The sequence below is a fragment of the Arcobacter sp. genome (assembly GCF_050300555.1).
Lineage (GTDB): Bacteria > Campylobacterota > Campylobacteria > Campylobacterales > Arcobacteraceae > Arcobacter.
Map to the genome: position 1 here is coordinate 40285 of NZ_JBNKXY010000008.1, position 25609 is coordinate 65893.

At 30.5% G+C, this 25609-nt stretch carries 25 protein-coding genes; 21 read left to right on the plus strand and 4 right to left on the minus strand.

The window, feature by feature from the left end; genetic code table 11:
- Positions 1-18: 18 nt before the first annotated feature.
- From ACQY5W_RS07465 to nuoN, 15 genes are all read left to right on the plus strand, one after another.
- Positions 19-1752, plus strand: a complete 1734-nt coding sequence (locus ACQY5W_RS07465; protein ID WP_428024335.1) for an ATP-binding protein — start codon at positions 19-21, stop codon at positions 1750-1752.
- A gap of 296 nt (positions 1753-2048) precedes the next feature.
- Positions 2049-2438: an NAD(P)H-quinone oxidoreductase subunit 3 gene (locus ACQY5W_RS07470; RefSeq protein WP_428024336.1), complete on the plus strand. Its 390-nt coding sequence runs from the start codon at positions 2049-2051 to the stop codon at positions 2436-2438.
- Complete coding sequence (locus tag ACQY5W_RS07475; protein ID WP_428024337.1) at positions 2420-2929, plus strand: NuoB/complex I 20 kDa subunit family protein; 510 nt, start codon at positions 2420-2422, stop codon at positions 2927-2929. Before ACQY5W_RS07470 ends, ACQY5W_RS07475 begins: the two co-directional genes overlap by 19 nt.
- Positions 2929-3750, plus strand: a complete 822-nt coding sequence (locus ACQY5W_RS07480; protein ID WP_428024338.1) for an NADH-quinone oxidoreductase subunit C — start codon at positions 2929-2931, stop codon at positions 3748-3750. The genes ACQY5W_RS07475 and ACQY5W_RS07480 overlap by 1 nt, the downstream gene beginning before the upstream one ends.
- A 3-nt stretch (positions 3751-3753) precedes the next feature.
- Positions 3754-4980, plus strand: coding sequence for an NADH dehydrogenase (quinone) subunit D (nuoD, locus tag ACQY5W_RS07485; RefSeq protein ID WP_428024339.1), 1227 nt, complete (start codon positions 3754-3756; stop codon positions 4978-4980).
- 55 nt (positions 4981-5035) lie between these two features.
- Positions 5036-5329, plus strand: a complete 294-nt coding sequence (locus tag ACQY5W_RS07490) for an NADH-ubiquinone oxidoreductase subunit E family protein (RefSeq protein ID WP_428024340.1) — start codon at positions 5036-5038, stop codon at positions 5327-5329.
- A 3-nt stretch (positions 5330-5332) separates the two neighbouring features.
- The gene (locus tag ACQY5W_RS07495; protein WP_428024341.1) at positions 5333-6124 is read left to right on the plus strand and encodes a hypothetical protein; all 792 of its coding nucleotides are present in this window, start codon (positions 5333-5335) and stop codon (positions 6122-6124) included.
- Entirely contained in the window at positions 6121-8595 is a 2475-nt protein-coding gene (locus ACQY5W_RS07500; protein WP_428024342.1) for an NADH-quinone oxidoreductase subunit G, read from the plus strand. The genes ACQY5W_RS07495 and ACQY5W_RS07500 overlap by 4 nt, the downstream gene beginning before the upstream one ends.
- 1 nt (position 8596) lies before the next feature.
- Positions 8597-9589, plus strand: a complete 993-nt coding sequence (gene nuoH, locus ACQY5W_RS07505) for an NADH-quinone oxidoreductase subunit NuoH (protein ID WP_428024343.1) — start codon at positions 8597-8599, stop codon at positions 9587-9589.
- A gap of 9 nt (positions 9590-9598) precedes the next feature.
- Positions 9599-10222 carry an NADH-quinone oxidoreductase subunit NuoI gene (gene nuoI / locus ACQY5W_RS07510; protein ID WP_428024344.1) on the plus strand — a complete coding sequence of 208 codons (624 nt, stop codon included), beginning with the start codon at positions 9599-9601 and terminating at the stop codon, positions 10220-10222.
- An 8-nt stretch (positions 10223-10230) separates the two neighbouring features.
- Positions 10231-10803, plus strand: a complete 573-nt coding sequence (locus ACQY5W_RS07515; protein ID WP_428024345.1) for an NADH-quinone oxidoreductase subunit J — start codon at positions 10231-10233, stop codon at positions 10801-10803.
- Positions 10800-11099 (plus strand): NADH-quinone oxidoreductase subunit NuoK, encoded by a 300-nt coding sequence (nuoK, locus tag ACQY5W_RS07520; protein WP_428024346.1) that lies wholly within the window; start codon positions 10800-10802, stop codon positions 11097-11099. The genes ACQY5W_RS07515 and nuoK overlap by 4 nt, the downstream gene beginning before the upstream one ends.
- Positions 11100-13031, plus strand: a complete 1932-nt coding sequence (gene nuoL / locus ACQY5W_RS07525; RefSeq protein WP_428024347.1) for an NADH-quinone oxidoreductase subunit L — start codon at positions 11100-11102, stop codon at positions 13029-13031.
- Between the two features lie 13 nt (positions 13032-13044).
- Complete coding sequence (locus ACQY5W_RS07530) at positions 13045-14571, plus strand: NADH-quinone oxidoreductase subunit M (RefSeq protein WP_428024348.1); 1527 nt, start codon at positions 13045-13047, stop codon at positions 14569-14571.
- Positions 14571-16052, plus strand: a complete 1482-nt coding sequence (nuoN, locus tag ACQY5W_RS07535) for an NADH-quinone oxidoreductase subunit NuoN (RefSeq protein ID WP_428024349.1) — start codon at positions 14571-14573, stop codon at positions 16050-16052. Before ACQY5W_RS07530 ends, nuoN begins: the two co-directional genes overlap by 1 nt.
- Positions 16053-16083: 31 nt before the next feature.
- Here the strand turns inward: nuoN and ACQY5W_RS07540 are convergent, their stop codons facing one another.
- Positions 16084-16473, minus strand: a complete 390-nt coding sequence (locus ACQY5W_RS07540) for an EF-hand domain-containing protein (RefSeq protein WP_428024350.1) — start codon at positions 16471-16473, stop codon at positions 16084-16086.
- Positions 16474-16617: 144 nt separating this feature from the next.
- Between ACQY5W_RS07540 and ACQY5W_RS07545 the strand changes: the two genes are divergently transcribed.
- The 6 genes from ACQY5W_RS07545 (at position 16618) to ACQY5W_RS07570 (ending at position 23259) form a co-directional block, all read left to right on the plus strand.
- Positions 16618-17481 carry a menaquinone biosynthesis family protein gene (locus ACQY5W_RS07545; protein ID WP_428024351.1) on the plus strand — a complete coding sequence of 288 codons (864 nt, stop codon included), beginning with the start codon at positions 16618-16620 and terminating at the stop codon, positions 17479-17481.
- Positions 17482-17498: 17 nt separating this feature from the next.
- Positions 17499-18278 (plus strand): UDP-N-acetylmuramate dehydrogenase, encoded by a 780-nt coding sequence (locus ACQY5W_RS07550; RefSeq protein ID WP_428024352.1) that lies wholly within the window; start codon positions 17499-17501, stop codon positions 18276-18278.
- Between the two features lie 89 nt (positions 18279-18367).
- Positions 18368-20731 (plus strand): type I DNA topoisomerase, encoded by a 2364-nt coding sequence (gene topA / locus ACQY5W_RS07555; protein ID WP_428024353.1) that lies wholly within the window; start codon positions 18368-18370, stop codon positions 20729-20731.
- A 2-nt stretch (positions 20732-20733) separates the two neighbouring features.
- A complete protein-coding gene (locus ACQY5W_RS07560; RefSeq protein ID WP_428024354.1) occupies positions 20734-21249 on the plus strand; it encodes a metallophosphoesterase family protein in 516 nt (171 codons plus the stop codon).
- On the plus strand, positions 21236-22087 hold the full coding sequence (locus ACQY5W_RS07565) for a biotin synthase (protein ID WP_428024355.1): 852 nt from the start codon (positions 21236-21238) through the stop codon (positions 22085-22087). Before ACQY5W_RS07560 ends, ACQY5W_RS07565 begins: the two co-directional genes overlap by 14 nt.
- Positions 22088-22101: 14 nt before the next feature.
- Entirely contained in the window at positions 22102-23259 is a 1158-nt protein-coding gene (locus tag ACQY5W_RS07570; protein ID WP_428024356.1) for a cation:proton antiporter, read from the plus strand.
- Here ACQY5W_RS07570 and ACQY5W_RS07575 read toward each other — a convergent pair.
- From ACQY5W_RS07575 to eno, 3 genes are read right to left on the minus strand one after another with little or no spacing between them, the layout of a single operon-like run.
- Positions 23236-24036 carry an AMIN domain-containing protein gene (locus ACQY5W_RS07575; protein WP_428024357.1) on the minus strand — a complete coding sequence of 267 codons (801 nt, stop codon included), beginning with the start codon at positions 24034-24036 and terminating at the stop codon, positions 23236-23238. The genes ACQY5W_RS07570 and ACQY5W_RS07575 overlap by 24 nt on opposite strands.
- A complete protein-coding gene (locus tag ACQY5W_RS07580; protein ID WP_428024358.1) occupies positions 24033-24290 on the minus strand; it encodes a septum formation initiator in 258 nt (85 codons plus the stop codon). The genes ACQY5W_RS07575 and ACQY5W_RS07580 overlap by 4 nt, the downstream gene beginning before the upstream one ends.
- A gap of 9 nt (positions 24291-24299) precedes the next feature.
- Complete coding sequence (eno, locus tag ACQY5W_RS07585) at positions 24300-25577, minus strand: phosphopyruvate hydratase (RefSeq protein ID WP_428024359.1); 1278 nt, start codon at positions 25575-25577, stop codon at positions 24300-24302.
- Positions 25578-25609 lie beyond the last annotated feature (32 nt).

Here is a 25609-nt window from a genome sequence, read left to right on the forward strand (position 1 = left end):
AAATAGGAATAACAATTAATGAATGAATTGATTAAATTTATAAAGAGTATAGATTTAGAAAAAGATGAATTATTTATACAGTTGAAGTGTAATTTAGAAGAGGGGAAAATACTTCAACATCTTACAAAAGAGTATATAAATGGTAGAGATGCTTTGATGGTAATTGATATTTTATCAGAGTTTTATGATGTAAAAAAATATGAGCATCTTCATAAACTAGAAGTTATCAAATCTTTACTTGAACTTGGTTGGTTAGTTCAAAACTCTTTTACTCCAATAAAACTAAGTGAAATATCAAAATTAGAATTACTAAATTCAAGTGTATCTTTGACACCGTCATTTTTAAAACTTATGGAAGATGGTTCTATGGATATGTCTTTACCAGAAGTTACAAAGTATAGTGATCATTTGGAGTATTTACAAGACCAATTTTTCAAGATAGATTTGGCACAAAAATTAAATGTAGTAAAACACAATTTTGATGAAAAATCACCAAATATAAAAAGACTAAAGTCAAAACTTACACTTTTGGAAAATAGGATTAAAGAGAGAGTGCAAGCTACTCCAAATGAGATTATGCTTGTGGGATTTTTTAAAGAAAATGACTTAAATGAACAAGAGCAGATGATATTTATAGCTCTTTTAAAAGAGGAGTATTCAGGAGGAGATGAGTCAATACGAGATATGAATTCACTTATTGATTTGATTTCACATGATGATTATGAAAAAATCAAAAATAGAAGTCTTCTTGAAGAGAGTTCAAAACTTGTTTCAACTGGACTTGTGGATTATGATGAGATGTTAACTCCATTTGGTGGGATAAATAGGAACTTTTATATTCCTGATGAGGTGTTATATAAAATTTCACATCCAACTAAGAAAAAAAGTAGAACTGCAAAAATCAAAATTGACAATGTAATCAAAGAGCAGGATATGTTTGAGCTTATCTCAACAGATAAGACTATGGAAGATGTTGTTTTAAATCCAAAGACTAGAGAAACCTTGGATGCACTTTTACAACAAGTTGATAAAAAAGTTATCAACAGACTTAAAGAGTGGGGAATAAAAGATAGGAAAAAAGGAATTGATGCTAGAATTATTTTTTATGGGGTTGCTGGTACTGGTAAAACATTGACTGCTTTAGCTTTAGCAAAATCACTTAAAAGACAAGTTTTAGCATTTGATTGTTCTAAAATTCTTTCTATGTATGTGGGGGAGAGTGAAAAAAATGTTAGAAAAATCTTTGAAACTTACAACGATATAAAAGATAGAACAAAATCAGAGCCAATACTTTTATTAAATGAAGCTGACCAGTTTTTAAGTTCAAGGGTAACAGAATCAACAAGTGGTAGTGATAAGATGCACAATCAGATGCAAAATATCTTTTTGGAGCAAATAGAGAGATTTGACGGAATACTTATTGCAACTACAAATCTTTTGGAGAGTCTAGATAAAGCATTTTCAAGAAGATTCAACTATAAAATAGAGTTTGTTAAACCAAACAAAGAACAAAGACTAGAAATTTGGAAAAAGTTATTACCTGAAAATATTCCATTGGATAAGAATTTTGATATAAATAAAATATCTGAAGTTGAACTAACTGGTGGACAAATAGAATTGATTATAAAAAATACTGCATATAAAGTTGCAGTTATGGATGAACCAATTTTTAAAATGGAAGATTTTCAAGAACAAATATCTAAAGAACAAAAGTCTCAATTTGACCAAGAAAATAAAGTGGGATTCTTCTAAATCTGTTTTAAAAACGCCTCTACATGATAAAATAATATTAATAGATTTTATTAATATTATTTTAAGATTGGATTAATATAAATCCATTATTTAATACATTTTGTCCGTAAATATAAAAAATAGAAATAATAATGATAAAAATTGTATATTTTTATCTAAGCTATTTTTAATTTTAGCCGATTTTATGGTAAAAATATTAAGTCTAGATTTAAATTATTTTTGCTAGTATCTAGCTGAATATAAATTAAAATGATAAAACTAAATTCATTTAGTACGACTAAATTAAGGATATAAATATGACTCATATGGATTTCGCTCATCCGTATTTTGGTGTTTTTATGATGTTTGTTTTAACTTTTGCTGCATTTTTAGCAACAGTATGGTTAGCAAGGCTAGTAAGCCGAAAGATGGCAAGACTTGATACTGAAAAACTTAAAACTACATATTATGAATGTGGACCAGAAGTTACAAAACAACCAAATACTATCTCTGTACAGTTTTACCTTATGGCATTATTATTTATACTTTTTGATATAGAGATTATTTTTATGTTTCCTTGGGCTGTTGATTTTAAAGTTTTAGGATGGTTCGGTTTTATAGAGATGATTTTGTTTATTCTTTTATTAACTATTGGTTTTGTTTACGCTTGGAAAAAAGGAGCGCTTGAATGGCACAGCATAAAATAAAATATTTTCAAGACGGTGGAGCACCTATTGCTCTTACAACTGTTGACAAAATTGTAAACTTCGGAAGAAGTAACTCTTTATGGCCTTTAACTTATGGGTTGGCATGTTGTGCAATTGAGATGATGGCAACGGGAGCTTCAAGATATGACTTTGATAGATTTGGGACAATATTTAGAGCGAGTCCAAGACAAGCTGATGTTATCGTTGTAGCTGGAACACTAACAAAAAAACATGCTGAATATATGAGAAGATTGTATGACCAAATGCCTGACCCTAAATGGGTTATTTCTATGGGAAGTTGCGCAAATACAGGTGGGATGTTTAATACCTATGCAACTGTTCAAGGTGTAGATAGGGTAATTCCTGTGGATATCTATCTTCCAGGTTGTGCTCCAAGACCAGAAACACTGCAATATGCACTTATGATGCTTCAAAAGAAGATAAGAAGAGAATCTGCATTTTTATCTAAAAAGAAAAAGAGGTTAGTATAATGAGAAAATATACTCCTAAAGATAATGTTCAAAAAAAAGCATACTATAATGACAGATTTTATGTAACTCCTACAATTCCTAGAATTGACCCACGAAGTGATGAGATTTATATAAAAGATATAGAAGCTATAAGTTCAAAAATTCAGATTTTAGAAAGTTATATTGAAAGGGAAGAGTTAGTTGTATATGTTAAACCTGAAGATAATGTAAAAACCCTTAAACTTTTAAAAGAAGAGTTAGAATATGATATGCTTATGGAGCTTTCAGCAATAGATTATATAGCTACTAGAAATGGATTTGAAATCTTTTATGAAATGCTTTCTATGACTAAACATAAAAGAATGAGAGTTAAGTGTTTTATTGAAGAAAAACAGACATTAGAGTCTGTTTATGGTCTATTTAAAATGGCAAATTGGTCAGAGCGAGAGATGTACGATATGTATGGAATTAAAATACTAAATCATCCAAATATGAAAAGAATTCTTATGCCAGATGATTGGTATGACCATCCATTAAAAAAATCTTATCCTCTTCATGGTGATGAAGTTGCACAATGGTACGAAGTAGACCATATCTTTGGTAAAGAAGCAAGAGCTGAAATAGGTCCAGAAGAGAGAGATGATGCGGCTGTTGATAGATATGATACTACAAGATTCTCTAGACTTGGACATGAAGTTCCATTTGGAACACCAATTAGTGAAGGAAATGAAACTCAAACACCACTTGGTTACACAGAAGAGGGTGGAGTTAAACTATTTGGAAAACGATTAATCAAAGATTTAGATGAAAATAAATCAAAAATATTAGATGAGAGAAGGTAGATTATGCAACAAACCAATAGACTAAAACCTTTTTTTGAAAATATAAATTTTGAAAGAGCAGATAATACTATGGTGGTTAACTTTGGACCACAACATCCATCTGCTCACGGACAAATGAGATTAATCCTAGAACTTCAAGGTGAAGAGATAGTAAAATCAAGACCCCATATTGGATACTTACATAGAGGTATGGAAAAAATGGGTGAGAATATGATTTATAATGAATTCTTACCTACAACTGATAGAATGGATTATATTGCTGCTACTTCTAATAACTATGGTTATGCACTTGCTGTTGAAAAGCTTTTAGGAATAGAAGCACCAAGACGAGCAGAGATTATAAGAACTATGCTTTTAGAGATAAATAGAATCATGTCACATCTCTTTTGGTTAGCAACTCATGCTCTTGATGTTGGAGCTATGTCAGTTTTCCTTTATGCTTTTAGAGAAAGAGAGTTTGCAATAGATTTAATAGAAGATTATTGTGGAGCAAGACTTACTCATAGTGCTGTTAGAATTGGTGGTGTTCCTTTAGATTTACCAGATGGTTGGTGTGAAGATTTAGAAAAATATTTAAACATCCTAGAAACAGAAGTTACAAAATACGAAGCACTTTTAACAGATAATAGAATCTGGAGAATGAGACTTGAAAATGTTGGAGTAATAGATAATGAAACAGCAAAATCATGGGGATGTACAGGACCAATACTAAGAGCAACTGGTCAAAAATGGGATTTACGAAAAGAGATGCCTTATGGGTTATATCCAGAGCTTGATTTTGATGTTCCTGTTGCAACGGCTGGAGATAGTTTTGCAAGATACCAAATACATATGCAAGAGATGAGAGAAAGTGCAAAGATATTAAGACAATTAATTCCTATGTATAAAGAGTCTAAATGTGAACTAATGGCACATGCACCAGAATATATTTCTGCTTCAAAAGAAGATATTATGACTCAAAATTATGCCTTAATGCAACATTTTGTTTTAGTTACACAAGGTATGAGACCTCCAAGAGGTGAAGTTTATGTGGCAACAGAATCACCAAAAGGTGAGTTAGGATTTATGATTGTAAGTGATGGTAGCCCATACGCATATAAGATGAAACTGCGAGCTCCATCTTTTTGGCATACAGCAATTTTAGAAGAAGTTTTAGTAGGTCATCAATTAGCTGACGTTGTTACTATTATTGGTAATTTAAACGTGGTTTTTGGTGAGATTGATAGATGAGAAGCGTGAAAAAAGTAAACTGCTTTACTTCGAAGCGAAGCCACGGAGGCGATTTATGAAAAGATATGATTTAAGACCATTAAAAGATAATTTCTACTCTAGAATGTTAGAACTTATGGATAAAGATATAGCTGATGGTGAAAATGCAATATTCCTTTTTGAAATAGGAGATTTTTCACATATTCAAAAATCAGCAGATGTGGTTTATGAAGCTGGATATACATTGATGAACTCTTTAAAGTTCAATGAAGTAGATTGGACAATTGTTGTAAAAAAAGTAAAACCAGAACCAAAACCTGTTGCAGAAATTGAAGAAACGTCAGAAATAAATGACGATGATGAAGAGTAAAATATGAATTTAGAATTAGTTTCAAAAAGTGATTATATTGTTTGTTTAGGGGCAATGATTTCAAAGGATTCACCAAAAATGAATGATTTGATAATTGAAGCAATAGCAAAAAATAGTGCAGAATTTATCTATATGCACCCAGTAGATGATATTGATGTAAAGCTTTACTGTACTCAATTTGTAAAATATGAAGTTGGAAGTGAAGAGGGGATATTGGCTTTACTTTTAGAATATTTTACAAAAGATAGAAGCGATGAGTTGGAAGAGTATCTTAGTGAACTTGATATTGGTTATATTTCTGCTGAAAGTAGTGCTGGAGAAGAAGAGTTTGAAGAGATGGTTGAAAAATCATTAAATAAAACTACTAAAACAATCATTTTGGGAGAAGATTTATTTACTCACGAAAGAGTTGCAAATATTTCAGCGATGATAAAAGCATTTAAAGAGTTTAGTGATTTTAATATTATTTCTTTATCTGATTTTATTTTAAATGCAAATGATGAGTTAGAAGATGTTGCTGAATTAAAATCTTATAATGGAACAGTAATATATAAATACGCAAGCAATGAAGATGAATTTGTATATGGAAGTGAATCATTTTCAAAAGTTGCAAAAGTATCAAACAAAGATGTTATTTCTTTAAATTATGGAAAACAAAGTATTCAAAGAGTATTTAAATTAGACAAAAATCTACAAGGTACTATCGCTTTATGTGGTGTAAAAGCTGATGATGAGAGCTTTTTATCACAAGGATATAGATATAAGCAAGTAAAAATTGAAAAGGTTGAAGAATGAGTGAAATGATTACTTTAACAATTGATGGAAAAGAACTAAAAGCTAAAGAGGGAGAAACCGTATTAAATGTTGCCCGCGCAAATGGAATATTTATCCCTGCAATTTGTTATTTAACTAGATGTTCACCAACACTAGCTTGTAGATTATGTCTTGTAGAATCAGGTGGAAAACAAATCTATGCTTGTAATGCCAAAGTAAAAGATGGTATGGAAGTTACAACAACTACTGAAAACATTGAAAAAGAAAGACGAGCAATTATGGAGGTTTATGATGTAAACCATCCATTACAATGCGGAGTTTGTGACCAAAGTGGTGATTGTGAACTTCAAAACTATACTCTTTATCAAAAAGTTGACTCTCAAAGCTATGCTATAAGAGATGTAAATAGACCAAGAGAACATTGGGGAGTGATGAATTATGACCCAGGTTTATGTATTGTTTGTGAGAAGTGTGTAACTGTATGTAAGGATATGATTGGTTCAAATGCCCTTTCAACAGTAAAAAGAGATTCTGAAGCAATTCAAGGTAAGTTTAAAGAGACTATGCCTAAAGATGCTTATTCTATGTGGAATAAACTAAACAAATCTCTTATTGGCTTTGAAGAGGATAAATGTGTTGATTGTGGAGAGTGTATTTCTGTTTGTCCAGTTGGGGCATTAGTATCTCATGATTTTCAATATAAATCAAACTCTTGGGAGCTAACAAAAATACCAGCAGCAAATGCTCATTCGAGCGATTGTGCACTTATTTATTATGAAGTAAAACATGAGTCTATTGTAAATCATAATGTGCAAAAAATATATAGAGTAACAAATGAACATCACTATGCTTCATTAAATGGAGCTGCTAGATTTGGCTATGACTTTGAAAATAGAGTTGAAGGAAAAGATAAAATTGCTTTTGATAAAGCAATTGAAGCCTTTAAAAAAGCAGATACTATTAAATTTAACTCATTTATTACAAATGAAGAAGCACTTATTTTACAAAAATTAAAAGAGAAATTTGGTTATAAATTAGTTAATAATGATGCTCTTTTATATAAAAAATTCCTTGATGCTTACTCAAGTGTTAGTGGAAAGAGTTTATATAGTGCTGATTTAAAAGATATACATAATTCAAATTTTGTAATTTCAGTGGGAGCTTATTTAAAATCTGATTCTCCAAATACAAAATATGCTTTTAATAATTCTGTAGTTATGAATAAAGGTGCTGGATTGTATTTCCATCCTATGGGTGACCCAGTGATGGAACAGTGTGGTAAAAGAGGTAAAACAACAGAGTTTATTTATCATAATCCAATGGCTGAAGAGTCAGTTTTATATTTTATTTTAGATAGATTTGCTTCAAATTTACCACAAAATATGCAAACAATTTTAGATTCATACAAAGAGACAAGAGTAAAATCAGTTTCAGAAATGATAAAAGAAAAAGTTGTTGAAATAGTAAAAGATGAAGAGACAGGCGAAGAAAAAGAAGTAACTAAAATGGTTCCTAAAAAAGTTACTAAAGAAGTAGAGTATGAATATACGAGACTTCTTGATGAAATAAATGCAGATGCTACTTTACTTGATACAATCAATGATATGAAAGATAAAAAAGATACTTTTACATTGATTTTAGGGGAAGATTTAATTTCTCATCCAAATTCTTCAAATCTTGCAAAATTAGCAGCGATGATAGAAAAATATACAGAATTTAAAGTTATTATTATTCCAACTTCTACAAACACTTTAGGAGTAAGTTTAATTTGTGATTTAGATGAAGTTGAGGGAAGTTATTCAGTTGGATATAACGTAAAAGCAGATTTCCAAATATCAGCATTGGGAGATGGAGATTTAGATATGCCAGCTCTTAACCAACAAGAAGGAACGTTTACAAATATTGATAAACGAATTGTTCCTACAAATGCAGCATTACCATATAAAGGTTATGTATTAAATGATATAGCAAATGTTTTATTAGAAGGTGAAGTTGAACATACTATTGAATATACAAAAGCTTTACCAACTTCTAAAGGGTATCAATCAGTTGAATTTGATAGTTTAACAAACTATTTTGCAAATGATTGGAGTGAGCATAGAGGTTATATTTTAGATACTTTTGATGTGGAAAGTAGTGAAGAAAACTTTTCAAAAGAAAATCAAACTTTCCAATTAAATGAGGGACAAATAACTATTTATAAAGCAAATCCAATTAATCAATTTAATGAATTTACTGCAATTGCCCATGAATTTAAAGATGATATACAAAGTGGTATGTTTGCCAATGAGACATTATTAACTGAACTTGGAATAAGTGCTGGGGATAAAGTAGTATTAAGTACAAATGGGACTGAAATAGAAGTGAATGTATATACTGATAATCAAGTATCAGGAAAAATTGCATATGTATCAACTTTTGAAAAAGAGTTAAACACAAAAGCACTTTTTACAGGATATAGATTTACAAGTGCAAATGTAAAAAAGGTGTAATATGGAGACAAGTATTATTATCGAAACAATTGTTAAAGCTGTAGTTATATTAGCTGTATTTTCTGCAATAGCTGGATTTACAACTTATATTGAAAGAAAAGTATTGGCTTTTATGCAAAGAAGATTGGGACCTACAAATGTGGGACCTTATGGAATTTTACAAATTATTTGTGATGGTATAAAACTATTTACAAAAGAGGATTTTATTCCTCAAAATGCCGTAAAACCTATTTTTATGATTGCCCCAATTATTACAGCAGCTACTGCTTTTATTGCTATGACAGCAGTTCCTTTTTTTCCAGAGTTTGAAATATTTGGTTATGTGATTAGACCAATTGTTGCAGATATTAATGTGGGTGTATTATTTGTAATGGGTGTTGCTTCAGTTGGACTTTATGGACCACTTTTAGCTGGTATGAGTAGTGCTAATAAATGGGCACTTTTAGGAGGAGCAAGAACTGCTATTCAACTTTTATCTTATGAAGTTGTATCTGGACTTGCTTTATTAGCACCTCTTATGTTAGTTGGAAGTCTTTCTTTAATTGATATAAATAATTATCAAAATGAAGGAGTAGGTTCTTGGATTGTATGGACTCAACCATTAGCTTTTGTTCTTTTTGTAATTGCTGGTTTTGCTGAGACAAATAGAACACCATTTGATTTACTTGAACATGAAGCTGAAATTGTTGCTGGATATGCAACAGAGTATTCAGGTATGAGATGGGGTATGTTTTTTATAGGGGAGTATGCTAACCTATTTACTATTTCATTTTTGATTTCACTTATTTTCTTAGGTGGATACAATGATTTATGGTTTATTCCTGGTGGATTAGCAATTATTTTAAAAGTATCTTTTTTAATATTTTTCTTCTTATGGACAAGAGCATCTTGGCCTCACGTTAGACCAGATCAGCTGATGTGGTTATGTTGGAAAATTTTAATGCCATTAGCGGTAATCAATATTTTGATTACTGGTTTTGTGATGATGTTTTAGGAGTTTGGCATGAAATTAGATGAACTAAAAAATAGAAACATAAGCGAACATGATTATATCAATATTCAAAAAAATAGTTTTCCAGAAACTCCATGGCAAGAGTTTAAACAAATATTTAAAAGATCGATAAAAGGTGAACTTTTTACAGGTCTTAAAGTTACGTTTATCATGATGAAAGAAGCACTTTTTAATAATAATATGCACACAGTACAATATCCAGCTGAAAAACTTCCAATAGGACCAAGATATAGAGCTGTACATAAATTACTTGCACTTTTAGAATCAGGTGAGAACAGATGTATTGGATGTGGACTTTGTGAAAAAATTTGTATCTCTGATTGTATTAGAATGGATACAAAAATTGATGAAAACTCTAGAAAAGAAGTTACAGAATATACAATTAACCTTGGTAGATGTATTTTTTGTGGATATTGTGCTGAAGTTTGCCCAGAGCTTGCGATTGTTCATGGTGGAAGATATGAAAATGCAAGTGAACAAAGAGCTCATTTTGTAGTTAAAGATGATTTATTAACTCCACTTGATAAGTTGACACAACAACAAGAGTATCCTGGTTTTGGGGCAGTGTCTCCAGATGCTGATGAAAAAATCAAAAAAACTCCATTAGAGTATTAGGAGATATGATGTTTGAAATAGTAGCTTTTTATCTGTTTGCAATATTAACTATTGTTATGTTTGGAATAACGGTATTTACAAATAATGCTCTGTATGCACTTAGTGCCCTTGCAGCTGGTATGATTTTTATCTCTGCTTTTTTCTTTTTACTAAATGCTGACTTCTTAGGCGTTGTTCAAATAGTAGTTTATACAGGTGCTGTTATGGCACTTTATGCCTTTGGAATGATGTTCTTTGATTCTATGAGTGAAGTAAAAGAGAGAATTCAAAATCCTAGATTAGTATTTTTATTAAGTGGAATGGCAGCAGTTATTATTGTAATTGCCTTTGTATCTCCAATCGTATCAGATAATATTTTATCAGAATATGCAGTTCATCCAGAATATGGAAATACACAAGATGTTGGAGTTATTTTATTTACTAAATTTCTAGTTCCATTTGAAGTTGCAGCCGTGATGTTACTTGTTGCTATGATTGGTGGAATTATACTTGCAGGAAAGAAAATGGATGTATCTTATTCAGAACTTAGTGAAGAAGAAATTGATGCTCTCGAAGCATCAAATGAAAAGGATAGCAAATGAGTTTAAACGCATATTTAATACTTTCTTCACTTCTATTTTGTTTAGGTTTAATAGGTGTGATTAGAAGAAAAAATCTTTTAATGCTATTTTTTGCTACAGAAATAATGTTAAATGCAGTAAATATAGGACTTGCTGCAGTTTCACATTATCATCAAGATTTAACAGGTCAAATGTTTGCATTTTTTATAATAGCAATTGCAGCAAGTGAAGTAGCTATTGGATTAGGATTACTTATTTTATTATTTAAAAGAAAAAATTCAATCAACTTAGACACTATTCAAAGTATGGAGGGGTAGATGGAAAAATTTGTATATATAGCACTTTTTGCTCCCCTTATTGGTTCTCTTGTTGCAGCATTGTTTTCAATGAAACCAAGAACATTATTTACAGGTATTTTTACAAGTTTTATGTTAGCTGTTTCATTGATTGCTTCTTTAGTTTTACTTTTTCATATTTTAAATACAGGTGAAACTGTAAATGTAAAACTAATGGATTGGATAGTAATTGGTAATGTAAATATTCCATTTGGATTTGTGGCTGATGCTGTAAGTGTTACTATGATGTGTGTTGTTACAATGGTATCTACAATGGTACATATTCACTCTATTGGATATATGGACCATGACAAATCATTTAATAGATTTTTTGCATGGCTTTCAGCTTTCGTTTTTTCTATGATGATTTTAGTTATGAGTGATAACTTTGCAGGATTGTTTATAGGTTGGGAAGGAGTTGGATTATGTTCTTGGGGATTAATTGGGTTTTGGTATCATAAAGAAGACAAAGCACTTACAAGTGATATTTATAACTCTCCATATTCAACACTATCACCATATTCGTCAATAAGTCCAGGGTATGCTGCAAATGAAGCTTTTATTATGAATAGAGTTGCAGACCTTGGTATGTTAGTAGGTTTATTTTTAATTTACTGGAACCTAGGTTCTTTACAATATGATGTTGTATTTAATGAAATTGGAACTTTATCTCATGGATTAATAGTAGCAATTGCAGCATTTTTATTTGTGGGTGCGATGGGTAAATCAGCACAATTTCCATTTAATCAATGGCTAGCAAATGCAATGGAAGGTCCTACTCCTGTTTCAGCTTTAATCCATGCAGCTACAATGGTAACAGCAGGAGTTTATTTAGTAGTTCGAGCAAATGAGATATTTACTGTAGTTCCTGAAGTTGGATATTTTATAGCAAGTCTAGGTGCTTTTGTTGCAATTTTTGCAGCATCTCAAGCACTTGTTGCAACTAATATTAAAAAAATTATTGCATTTTCAACTTTAAGTCAGCTTGGATATATGTTTGTTGCTGCTGGTCTTGGAGCTTATTGGGTAGCCTTATTTCACTTAGCAACTCATGCTTTCTTTAAATCAGTTCTTTTCTTAGGGGCTGGAAATGTTATGCACGCTACTAATGATGAGATAAATATCAAAAATATGGGTGGACTTCATAAGCATATGAAAGCAACATCTATTATTATGACAATTGCTTCAACTGCACTAGCTGGTATTTTCCCGCTTGCTGGTTTCTTCTCAAAAGATTTAATTCTTGAAGTTGCTTTTGGACATCATGCTTATATTTTATGGGCAATTTTATGGATAACTGCTGGACTTACTGCCTTTTATTCATTTAGACTTATTATGTATGTGTTTCATGGGGAAGAAAACTTTAAAAAGTTTGGTTATCACCCTCATGAAACATATCCATTTGTAATTGCTGCCATGACACCACTAGCTATTTTAGCAATTATTGCAGGGTGGTTTCAAGATTCATTTGTACAAATGATTACAAAAGTTTTACCTAATCTTGAGATTCATGTTGATCACTCGACGTTAAATATTTTAATAGCAGTAACAAGTGCTATTGCAATAGCTGGTATTTTATTTGCAGTGTTTAAACATAAAAAAAGTGGTACATATTTTAGTGAAAGTTTGAAAAATAGATTTTGTTATAAATTGTTGGCAAATCAATATTTTATGCCTCATTTTTTAGAGTATGTAATAAATAGACCATATTTAGCTTTAAGTAAATTTGCATGGAAATTTATTGATCTTAAAATCATTGATTTCATTGTTGATGGTATTGGAAAAGTTGTTTATACATCAGGTAAAGGGGTTAGACCTCTTCAATCAGGTGATTTATCGACACTATTAAAAGTGATGGTTTACGGGTTTGTTTTATTATTAGTTCTAAGTGTAGCACTTGGGTTTTTAAAGTAAAGGGTTAGAAAGTATGGAACATATTTTATCAATTTTAATATTTTTTCCGGCATTTGCTGCATTTATTGGATTTTTAGTAAAAAGTGACTCTATTCGAGCTTATGCAATTATTGTAACTGCTGTAGAGTTTTTGATTTCACTTATTTTATGGTATGGTTTTGATAGTACAATTGCAGATATGCAGTTTATGGAAACTTTACCTTTAATTAGTGCTTATGGGATTAATTATGTGGTAGGGATAGATGGTATTTCACTATTTTTAATTCTTATGACTACTTTTATGACAATGATTTCAATTATAGGTTTAACTGAAACTAGAGCTTTAAAAAATATGATTATTACGGTCTTATTTTTAGAAATGACCATGGTAGGTGTATTTTTAGCTTTAGATGCAATAGTTTTTTATCTATTTTGGGAATTATCACTTATTCCAATGCTTTATATAATTGGTGCTTGGGGTGGAAATTTAAGAATTTATGCTTCTATTAAATTCTTTATTTATACATTTACTGGTTCTCTTGTTATGCTTATTGGTATGCTTTATTTTGGATATGTTTATTATGTGACAACTGGAAATTGGAGTTTTAATATTTTAGATTGGAATATGCTTTTACTTCCATTTGATATGCAAATTTGGTTATTTGTTGCATTTTTCCTAGGATTTGCTATCAAAGTACCAATGGTACCATTTCATACGTGGCTTCCCTATGCTCACGGTCAAGCACCAACAATTGGTTCTGTGATACTAGCTGCTGTTTTGCTTAAAATGGGGACTTATGGGTTTATTAGATTTTCTCTTCCGCTATTTCCTGATGCTACTGTTTATTTTATGATACCAATGGCTATATTAGCACTTGTCGCTATTGTTTATACAGCTATGGTAGCTTATGCCCAAGAAGATATTAAACAAGTTGTAGCTTACTCTTCAGTATCACATATGGGGGTAATTATTTTAGGAACATTTGCTTTAAATGTAGAAGGGATTGGTGGGTCAATTTTTCTTATGATTTCACATGGTATTGTTTCAGGGGCTCTGTTTATGTTAGTGGGTGTGATTTATGATAGAAGACATACAAAGATGATGAGTGAATTTGGAGGATTGGCAAAAGTGATGCCGAAGTATGCAACTATTTTTGGAATTATGTTAATGGCATCGGTTGGACTTCCTTTAACAATAGGATTTGTGGGTGAATTTTTATCTTTATTGGGATTCTTTAAAGTTTCTCCTGTACTTACATTGATTGCTGGACTTACTATAATTTTAGGAGCTGTTTATATGTTAGTTTTATACAAAAAAACTTTTTTTGGCCCAATAACTAATCCTAAAAATGAGACTTTAGAAGATGCAAAAGGGAGAGAATTAGTTGCCTTGATTCCTTTGGTTGCTTTAGTTATTATTTTAGGTGTTTATCCAAAACCAGTTTTAGAGCCAGTTAATACTTCTGTAAAACACTTAGTTGAAATTATGAAATTAAAAGCACAAAATCCAACTTCACAAGCACAATTAACTTTATCTAATACAATTGGGGAGGCAAAATAATGATACCAGCTATTTCAATTGATTTTGCAAGTTTAAATATTGGTACCTTAGCTCCTATGATAATTGCAATTGTTGGAGCTTTAGTTATTTTATGTGTAGATTTAGCAAATAAAAAACTTGATAAATCTTTATATATTATTTTGGCAGTTCTATTTTTGATTGTAGATTTAGGGACGCTTCTTGGATATAGTGGTGATGTAAGAGGTATGTTTGATTTGATGTTAATTGATGGTATTGCAATACTTGCACAATCAATTATTATTATCGCTTCGATTTTATTTATTTTATTATCTTTTACAAAACAAAGATTCAATGAACAAAGATATCCTGAATATTTTGCTTTATATTTGTTTATGATTGCAGGTTTTCAGTTTATGGTAAGTTCTGATTCTCTTATTCTAATTTTTGTGGGACTTGAAACATCATCTATGGCACTTTATACTATGATTGCAATGCACAATAGGGCAAATGCAATTGAAGCTGCAATTAAATACTTTACAATGGGGGCATTAGCAGCGGGATTATTTGCATTTGGTTCATTGATTTTTTATGCACTAACTGGAACAGTTGAGTTTGGTAAAATCTCTGAAGTATTAGTAACTTCAGATTTTGAAAATTATCCTTTAGTATTACTTGGGGTTGTATTTATACTTTCAGCACTTGGATTTAAATTATCTTTAGTACCTTTTCATGTGTGGGTTGCTGATGTTTATGAGGGTTCAACTGCTTCCTTGGCTGGGTTTATGTCAATTGTCCCAAAAATGGCAGGTTTTATAGTTGCCTTAAGATTTTTTGAGATATTTGTATCTTCTGGAAATATGTTTGTGGAAGCAATTCTAATTGCAATTGTTGTTTTAACAATGACCATTCCAAATGTTATAGCCCTATTACAAAAAGATATAAATAGAATGTTAGCATACTCATCTATTTCAAATGCAGGTTTTGTAATGTCTGCAATTTTGATAGGAACAACACATGCTACAACGGCAATGTTTTTATATTGGATTTTATTTTTATTTACAAACCTTGGTGCTTTTGCAATGTTATGGTTAAATAGAAATAAAGATTATAAAACCTTTAGAACAGACCATGATTTGGATAAATATGCAGGGCTTATAAATTTATCTCCTATGACCGCAGTTATTTTTGGATTATTTTTACTTTCCCTTGCAGGAATTCCACCTTTTGCTTTATTTTGGGGAAAAATGTATCTTTTAGGCGCTGCTGTAAATGGTGGGTATATTGTTTTAGCACTAATTATGGCATTAAACTCTGCAATTGCTGCGTTTTATTATCTAAGACCAATTGTTTATATGTTCTTAAAAGAGCCTACTATTGATGGAGTAAAATATATGGAAAATGCTACAATTACAAGTAAAGTAGTGGTTGGTATTTGTGCAATATTTACTATAATTTCAATATTCTTTATTCAAAATATTTTAGAAACTATATCATACTATATTCAGATTTCTGGTTATTAGAAAATCACAAGGTCAGATGACCTTGTGAAAATTAATTGGAATTATTCATCCCTTTTCCCATGCCTTGTCCTTGACCCATACCTTTACCTTGATTCATACCTTTTTGGCTTTTTTTATTGCTCATATTTTTCATTTGACCTTCAAGAAGTTCCATTTTAGTCAGTTGTTTATCTCCATTTGTGTCAAATTCTTCAAAAGCCGGAGCATTGCCTGCATTTTTCATAGGCATACCTTGTTGTATTTTTAGATTCATTCTTTTTGCTCTTAAATCATAAAATTCAGATTCTGAAATAAAGCCATTTTTATCACTATCATAATCTTCAAAGCTCATAGGACCTTTTTTTGTTAAATCTACAGCATTTAGTGCTGAAACAAGTGAGACTGAAACCAAAGTCATAAAGACAAATTTATATGCTTTCATAATACTCTCCTTAATTAATATAACTAATTATACTCTTTTATTTTAACATTATATTAACAAAATATTTAAATATAAATATTTGCATAACCAAAGATAAAACCATAACTTGATACAATCTTTCTCATTAAAAAAGAAGGATAAGTTTTGAGAAAAATTAGTGTTGCTCACTCACCTGATGCTGATGATATTTTTATGTATTATGCTATAAAGTTTGGTTGGGTTACTCCTAAAGATACCATTTTTGAAAATATTGCAGATGATATAGAGACGTTAAATCAGGCTACTATAAATGGGGTTTATGATATTTGTGCAATATCTTTTGCTTTATATCCTTTTGTTAAAGATGATTATGCACTTTTAAAAACTGCAGTTTCATTTGGAAATGGATATGGACCAAAACTTGTTAAGAAAAAAGATACTAAATTAAAAAAGAATTTTAAAGTGGCACTTAGTGGAGAATTTACGACAAATGCTTTACTATTTAGAATAGCTTACCCAGATGCTAGAATTACTTATATGAACTTTTTGGATATTGAACAAGCAGTTCTTGATGGAGTTGTTGATGCAGGTGTATTAATCCATGAATCAATACTTACTTATGATGAAAGTTTGGAAGTAGAAAGAGAGATTTGGGATATTTGGCAAGAACTAGCTGGAAAAGAGTTACCTCTTCCTCTTGGTGGGATGTGTTTGCGAAGATCAATTCCATTAAATTATGCAATTGATTATGAAAATACTTTAATAAAAGCAGTTAATGTTGCAAATAAAAATAAAAAAATACTTTCTGAAATGCTTTTAGAAAGAGGTTTAATAAGAGTTGATGCTCCAACCCTTGATAAATATTTAGACCTTTATGCAAATGATGATTCTATTGAGTTAAGTGAGATTCAATATGAAGCACTTGATAAGCTTTATGAATTAGGTTTTAAACATGGTTTTTATGGAAATCTTATAAAATCACGTGAATTTTTAATTCCAAGTGAATATAGTGAACTTCGTTCTAAATGAATATTGAAAAGTGAATAATGAATAATTATGTTAAGCTAATCGATTTTTCTAAATATTCATCAATTCACATTGGACCTGTTGTTGAGGTTTTAGTTATAAATGAGATAGGAAATTATAATGGATACCAAATTATTGGTAGAGCAAATAATCTTCTTATTTCAAACACTCCTCCAAAATTTGCAGTTTTAGGTGAAGAGTTTGATTATATAAAACAAAAAGAAGATAAGTTATATGTTGGCTGTGCAACAAAATCAGGAAAGCTTTTATCTTATGCAAAAAAACACAACCTTGCAAATTTTGAATTTTTAGGAAAACTTCCAGGAAACCTAGGTGGTTTAATAAAAATGAACGCAGGCTTAAAAGAGTGGGAAATTTTTAATTATATTGATTCCATCAAAACAAAAGATGGATACATAAAAAAAGAAGATATACAATATGGGTATAGATATACAAATATAGATACTATTGTATATGAACTTGTTTTTAATATATCAAGTGGATATAGTAAAGAGATGAATGAACTTTTTACAAAAATGAGAGATAATCAGCCACAAACTCCAAGTGCTGGAAGCTGTTTTAAAAATCCTGTGGGAGATAGTGCAGGTAGATTGATTGAACAAGTTGGTTTAAAAGGGTTTAGTAAAAATGGCATGTCCTTTTCAAAAGTACATGCAAATTTTTTAGTAAATGATGGTGGTGGAACTTTTGAAGATGCAATATTTTTAATAAATCTAGCAAAAACAAAGGTAAAATCAGAGTTTAATATCGATTTACAAACGGAAGTTATAATTTTTTAGATAAAAATGTTAATTTTAAAGCTTAAGTGCTTTTAATCTAATTATGTTAGAATTCGTGTTCGAAAAAAATTAGTGGGGTTATTTTTATAGTGAAAAATTTAGTTATCGTAGAATCACCAGCAAAAGCAAAAACAATTTCAAAATTCCTTGGCAATGATTATAAAGTTATGGCATCAATGGGACATGTAAGGGACTTACCAAAGTCAAAACTAGGATTTGATCCAGCAGATAATTTCAAACCCCAATATCTAATTTCCACGGATAAACGAAAAGTAATTGCTGATTTGAAAAAAGAGATAACAAAAGATACAACTATTTACCTCGCAGCCGATGAGGATAGGGAGGGAGAAGCTATTGCATGGCATCTTATCCCTGCACTTAAAGTTGAAAAAAATCCACTAAAAAGAATAGTATTTCACGAAATTACAAAAGGTGCAATACTTGAAGCTTTGGAAAACCCAAGAGAAGTAAACCAAAATCTAGTAGATGCTCAACAAGCAAGAAGAATACTTGATAGAGCTGTAGGATATGAACTTTCTCCACTATTATGGAAAAAAGTTAGATATGGACTTAGTGCTGGAAGAGTTCAATCTGTAGCTGTTAGAATTATAGTTGATAGAGAAAATGAGATAAGAGCTTTTGTTCCAGAAGAGTTTTGGAAAATAAAAGCTGATTTTATAAATCCTGAATTAAAAACTGAATTAGCAAAAATTGATGGAAAAGTAAAAAAAGTAAAAAATGAGCAAGAAGCAAAAGAGATAGAATCTTCTATAAATCAAGGTAACTTTGAACTTTTTGATATAGAAGAGAGTGAAAGTAAAAGAAATCCTGCAGCTCCTTTTACTACATCAACACTTCAACAAGAAGCTAGTAGAAAACTTGGATATTCAGTAAAACAAACAATGATTATTGCTCAACAATTATATGAAGGAAATATTCAAAATATTCCTAATCATACAGGTGGTTTGATTACATATATGAGAACTGACTCATTAAATCTTTCAAAAGTTGCAACAAGTGCAGCAAAAGAGGTTATTGAAAAAGAGTATGGGGCAGAATACAGTTTAAAATCTCCAAGAGTATATAAATCAACAGCAAAAGGAGCACAAGAGGCTCACGAAGCTATACGTCCAGTTGATTTAAGCTTGAAACCAAGCATGATAAAAGCTTATGTTGATAATGCTCAATATAAACTTTATAGTCTTATTTGGAAAAGAACACTTGCAACTCAAATGAGCACAGCAAAAATAGCAAATACTACATATAAAATAAGTGCAGGAAAAAATAAAGAGTATGAATTTCAAGTTAAGGGACAAAGAATTATTTTCCCTGGATTTATGAAAGTATATACAGAAGGTAGTGATAATCCAGAAGCTGCCCTTGATAGTAGTGAAAAAATATTACCTACAATAAAAGTTGGAACAGTTTTAGAATTAGAAAATTTAGAGTTAGAACAAAACTTTACAAAACCGCCAGCACGTTACACAGAAGCATCTTTAGTAAAAAAATTAGAGAGTGAAGGTATTGGAAGACCATCAACATATGCACCAACAATATCAACTATTCAAGCAAGAGAGTATGTTGTTAAAACAGAGGATAAAAAACTAGCACCCACACCAACAGGTGAAGTTGTAAACTCTTTTTTAACTGACCACTTTCCTCATATTGTTGACTTAGGTTTTACTGCACGTGTTGAAGAAGAGTTTGATGATATTGCAGAGGGAAAAATTGCTTGGCAACAAGTTATGCAAGAGTTTTATGGGGATTTCAAAAAAACAATTGATGAAAAAGAAGAGAGTGTAAATAAAGAAGATTATTTACAAATTAGAGAAATAGGGATTGACCCAAAATTTGGAAAACCAGTAAGTGCAAGAGTAGGAAGATTTGGACCATTTGTGCAAATAGGAACAAAAGATGATGAAGATAAACCACTTTTTGTAGCTATACCTGAACATCTTAATATGGATACTATCACCCTTGAAGAAGCGTTGTTTTTATTTACCCTTCCAAGAGTTGTAGGGAAAACAAATGAAGGTGAAGAAGTAAAAGCAAATATTGGAAGATTTGGACCTTATTTACAAGTTAAAAGTAAATATTACTCTTTGAAAGAAGATGATCCATATACAATTGAGATTTCAAGAGCTTTAGAACTTATAAAAAAACTTGATGAAGAGAAAGAAAAAGCTACAATTAAAAACTTTGAAAAAGAGAAAATTCAAGTTTTAGAAGGGCGTTATGGTCCATATATTAAACAAGGTAGAAAGAACTACAAAATACCAAAAGGAAAAGATGCTAGTGCCTTAGAACTAGAAGATTGTCTTAGCATAATAGAAAATGATTCTAAAACATCTAAAAAAGCACCAGCTAAAAAAGTGGCAGAGAAGAAGACAACTGCAAAAAAAGCACCGGCTAAAAAAACTACAAAGAAAACAACTGCTAAAAAAGAGAAATAATTTTGAAAATAGCAGTTCTTTCTGATAGTCACAAAAAAGTTGATTTCACACAAGAGGCTATAGAGTTTTTAAAATCAGAAGGTGCAAATTATCTAATCCACGCAGGTGATTTGTGTCTAAAAGAGAATTTAGAACTGCTTAAAAATTCAGGTTTAGTATATGTAAGTGTATTTGGAAATAATGATAACTCTTTACTTCAATTTTCAAATGAATACAAAATAGAAAAAGAACCATATTATTTTAAAATAGAAGATATAAAGTTTAAACTTATGCACCTTCCTTTTTATCTAAATGCAGACAGTGATATTGTTATTTTTGGACATACGCATATATTTGAATGTGAATATAAAAATGGAACATTATTTTTAAATCCAGGAGAGGTATGTGCAAGGGAGAAACCACTTGTGGAGTGCGTATTGTTGGAAATTAACCCAAATGAGTATATAATTAATTATTACTCAAAAAATATAAATGAAAAAGAATTTTTAAAAAAAGAGATAAGATATGAACGAAAATAAAGAGATTTTTTTATGTGCTATTTGTAATATCGAAAGTGGTACATGTAATGAAGACTGTAAGTTTTGTACTCAAAGTGTAAAGTACAAAGCAGATATTTTAAGATATAAAAGAAAAGAGATTGAACAAATTGTTGAAGAAGCAAAAAGAGCAAAAGCAAATAATGCAAATGGATTTTGTCTAGTAACTGCTGGAAAAGGTTTAGATGATAAAAGACTTGAATTTGTATGTGAAGCCGCACGAGCTGTTAAAAAAGAGAATTTAGGACTTATCTTAATTGCATGTAATGGAACTGCAAGTGTTGAACAACTACAAACACTTAAAGAAGCTGGTGTTGATGCTTATAATCACAATTTAGAGACAGCAGAAGATTTTTACCCTGAAATTGTTACAACACATACTTGGCAAGAGAGATATCAAACTTGTAAAAATGTAAAAGAAGTAGGACTAAGACTTGTGTGTGGTGGAATATTTGGACTTGGAGAAACACAAGAACAAAGGGTTTCTATGCTTGAATCAATTGCTTCATTGGAGCCTATGAATGTTCCTTTAAACTTTTTTCATCCAAACAAAGCTTTACCAATAGTTGAAAATAGTGTTACAAGGGAAGAGGCTTTTGAATTGATTGCATTAGCTAGAAAAATGGTTCCAAATGCCATGAAGATTATGGTTGCTGGTGGACGGGAACTTATGTTTGGTGATGAACAATATAAAATCTTTGAAAAAGGTGCTAATGCCTTTGTAATAGGTGATTATTTAACAACTGCAGGAAAATCTCCTGCTGAAGATATGCAAGAGCTTGAGAAATTAGGATTTAAAATAAAAAGAGAAAGAGATTAATCTTAGGAAAATAAATGACAGAAGAAATCTTAATAATAATTTCAATATCGATAATAATTTTTATCTCACCGTTAGTATCTAAATTTACCAAAATACCAACGGTTCCTGTTGAAATTATATTAGGTGCAATTGCTGTATATTTTTCACTAATTGTAGAGCACTCAATTTTAGAACTTGTAGCAGAACTAGGGTTTTTATACTTGATGTTTTTGGCAGGTCTTGAAGTTGATTTAAGAAGAATTATAAATTCTGACCCTTTGATTTTGAAAAAGTCTTTAGTTTATAATGGTATATTATTTTCCTTGTCTTTTTTGATTGCATGGTATTTTGATTTAAGTAATATTTTTATTGTTACCCTTCCTTTAATCTCAATTGGGATGTTAGCAGCCCTTAAAAAAGAGTATGGGGAAGAGGATTGGGTCTCTTTATCAATTTTAGTTGGTCTTGTAGGTGAGATTGTTTCTATTATAGTTTTAACAACAGTTTCTGCAGGCTGGGAAGTTGGTTTTGGTTGGGAATTTGTAAAAACTATGATGCTTTTTACAGGTTTTTTACTAACTCTTTTAGTTGTATATAAAATTTTCCATAATTTATTGTGGTGGTATCCTGAAATTAAAAGATATCTAATGCCAGATGAAGACCATCAAGAACAAGATATAAGAGTGTCTATGGCAATTTTCTTTTTATTAATTACTATAATGATTTATTTAAAGCTTGAAGTTGCATTTGGAGCTTTTATTGCAGGTACTTTTATTAAAACCTTTTTTGAGCATAACAAAGCACTCCCTACAAAGTTAGAACACTTTGGATTTGGTTGGTTAGTTCCAATCTTTTTTATCTATGTTGGCTCATCTTTTGAAATTGAAGCACTTTTCCATGATGGACTTTTTACTAAGGCTTTATCAATAGTTGCAGCTATGATTTTTATTAGATTTGTAGCTTCATTTTTGTTTATGAAAGAGTTAAAAGGAGGGAAGTTTTTACTTATTGGGCTTTCTCATTCTATGCCACTTACTCTTTTGATTGCAGTTATAACTTTGGCATATCATAACCATAGTATAACGCAGTTTTACTATTATGCTTTTATTTTAGCTTCTATTTTAGAAGTTTTAATTGTAATGATAATAATAAAACTACTTACTTATTTTTTATTTAGAAGTAACGTAAACTAACTCATCATCAAATGAGATATCATAAGTTGATGGCATATTTTCTACTAAAATTACAACTCTAAAAAACTGTTCTTCTTTATGATTTCCAGCAATTAGTTGTTTGAAATTAGTAGAATCTAAACTGATTTTTTTAGTAAAAAATGAAACATTTCCTTTAAAATCAATGATTAATTTTTTTTCATCTTCTAAATAGAATTTTTTCATAATTTTATATTTACTATTTAAAGTCATTTTATTGTTTGAGTATTCAATTGTTAAAAATGGTAAAACTTTTATACTTTTAACTTCCATTTGCATTTCATCTTGCATTTTTGGTTCTTCTTGAGGTGTAGTTTCTTCTTGTGGTCTAGGTTTAACATATACTACTGGACCTCTTTCTTCAAGCTCTTTTGCCTTTGCCAATGCTTTTTCTTTTTCCATTTTAGCTTTTGCTGCTTCTTTTTTTGCCATTTCTACTTTTTTTAGTGCTTCTTGAAGTTCTTTTTCTTTTTGTATTTGAGCTTCTTTTTTCATTTGCTCTTTTTTCATCTCTTCTTCACTTTTTGCAACAGCTGTTGGTAGTGGTTTGTTTACATCACCCTCATGCAAAATTGGTGTCATATCTTCTGTTTCAATATTTTGATTTTTTTGTAGAAACTCAGGAGGATAATTTTCATCTATTTCCATAAGTCTAGCAACTTCATCATCATATGCTTTTGTTGGCATAAACGGATTTTCCCTTGCTTCTAAAGAAGCAACCAATAGTAGTGATGTAACAATTAAAGGTAAAGATTTCATTCTTCTGGCTCCAAATTTTTTAATTCAAAATACTCTTTTTGTAATCTAGCATTACTCTCTTGAAGTCTATTTATTTCACTTAGTAAGTAAGACTTTTTGCCTTTTAGTGATTTATAAACCTCAAAAGAATTTACTCCAAAGAGTAAGTTTGCCACATGATAGCTTAGAAAAAGCGTAATAGCAATAGAAATTATTGCTATTACGGTAAATCGTTTTATCTCTTTATTAAGATAATGTTTATTTTCTTTTTCCATTTTATGTTATTATTTTTTAGAAAAAGGTTGTTTTCCTAAATATTCAGCATATGCTATTTCAGAACCAATTTCTAAAAGTCTGTTATATTTAGCGATTCTATCACTTCTAGCTGTACTTCCAGTTTTGATTTGCCCACAATTTAAAGCTACAGCAAAATCAGCAATAAAGGCATCTTCTGATTCACCAGATCTATGTGACATAACACAATTATAGTTGTTTCTTTGTGCTAATCTAATTGTTTGCATTGTTTCACTTACACTTCCAATTTGATTTGGTTTGATTAAAATTGCATTTGCTATACCTTTTTGGATACCTTCAGCAAGAATATTTGCATTTGTTACGAATAAATCATCTCCCACAAGTTGAACTTTTGAACCTAATTCAGCAGTTAATATTTTCCATCCATCCCAGTCATCTTCACTTAATCCATCTTCAATAGATACGATTGGATATTTAGAACATAAGTCAGCATAATAAGCAACTAACTCTTTTGAAGTTAATTCTCTATTTTCTGATTTTAATACATAAAGACCTTTATCATTGATAAGCTCGCTTGCTGCAACGTCTAGTGCAATAGCAACTTGCTCACCAGCTTTATATCCAGCCTTTTCTATTGCAGTCATAATTACTTGGATTGGTTCTTCATTTGATTTTAAATTTGGAGCAAATCCACCTTCATCACCAACTGCTGTACTTTCACCCATACCATCAATTACTTTTTTTAAGTGTTGGTAAATCTCAGCTGTTGCTCTTAATCCTTCATTAAAATCTTCAAAACCAACAGGCATAATCATATATTCTTGAAAATCAACTGAGTTATTTGCATGCTCTCCACCATTGATAATATTAAACATAGGAACTGGCATAGTCATAGCATTTGCACCACCTAAATATCTATATAATGGAATTTGTAAAGAAGCAGCTGCAGCACGTGCAACAGCCATAGAAACACCTAATACAGCATTTGCACCTAAATTTGAGTAGTTGTGTGTTCCATCAATGTCTTTCATTGTTGCATCAACTTCTGCTTGATTATAAGGGCTTAAACCTATTAATTCATTTGCAATTGTAGTATTTACATTTTCAACTGCTTTTAAAACACCTTTTCCTAAAAATCTATTATCACCATCTCTAAGTTCTAAAGCTTCTCTTTTCCCAGTGCTTGCTCCACTTGGAACGATTGCACTTTGTTTTGTACCATCACTTAAAATTACTGTTGCTCTAACTGTTGGATTTCCTCTTGAATCTAATACTTCATCAGCATAAATGTTATCAATAAATACCACGTAGGTCTCCTATAAATATTTAAATTTATTTG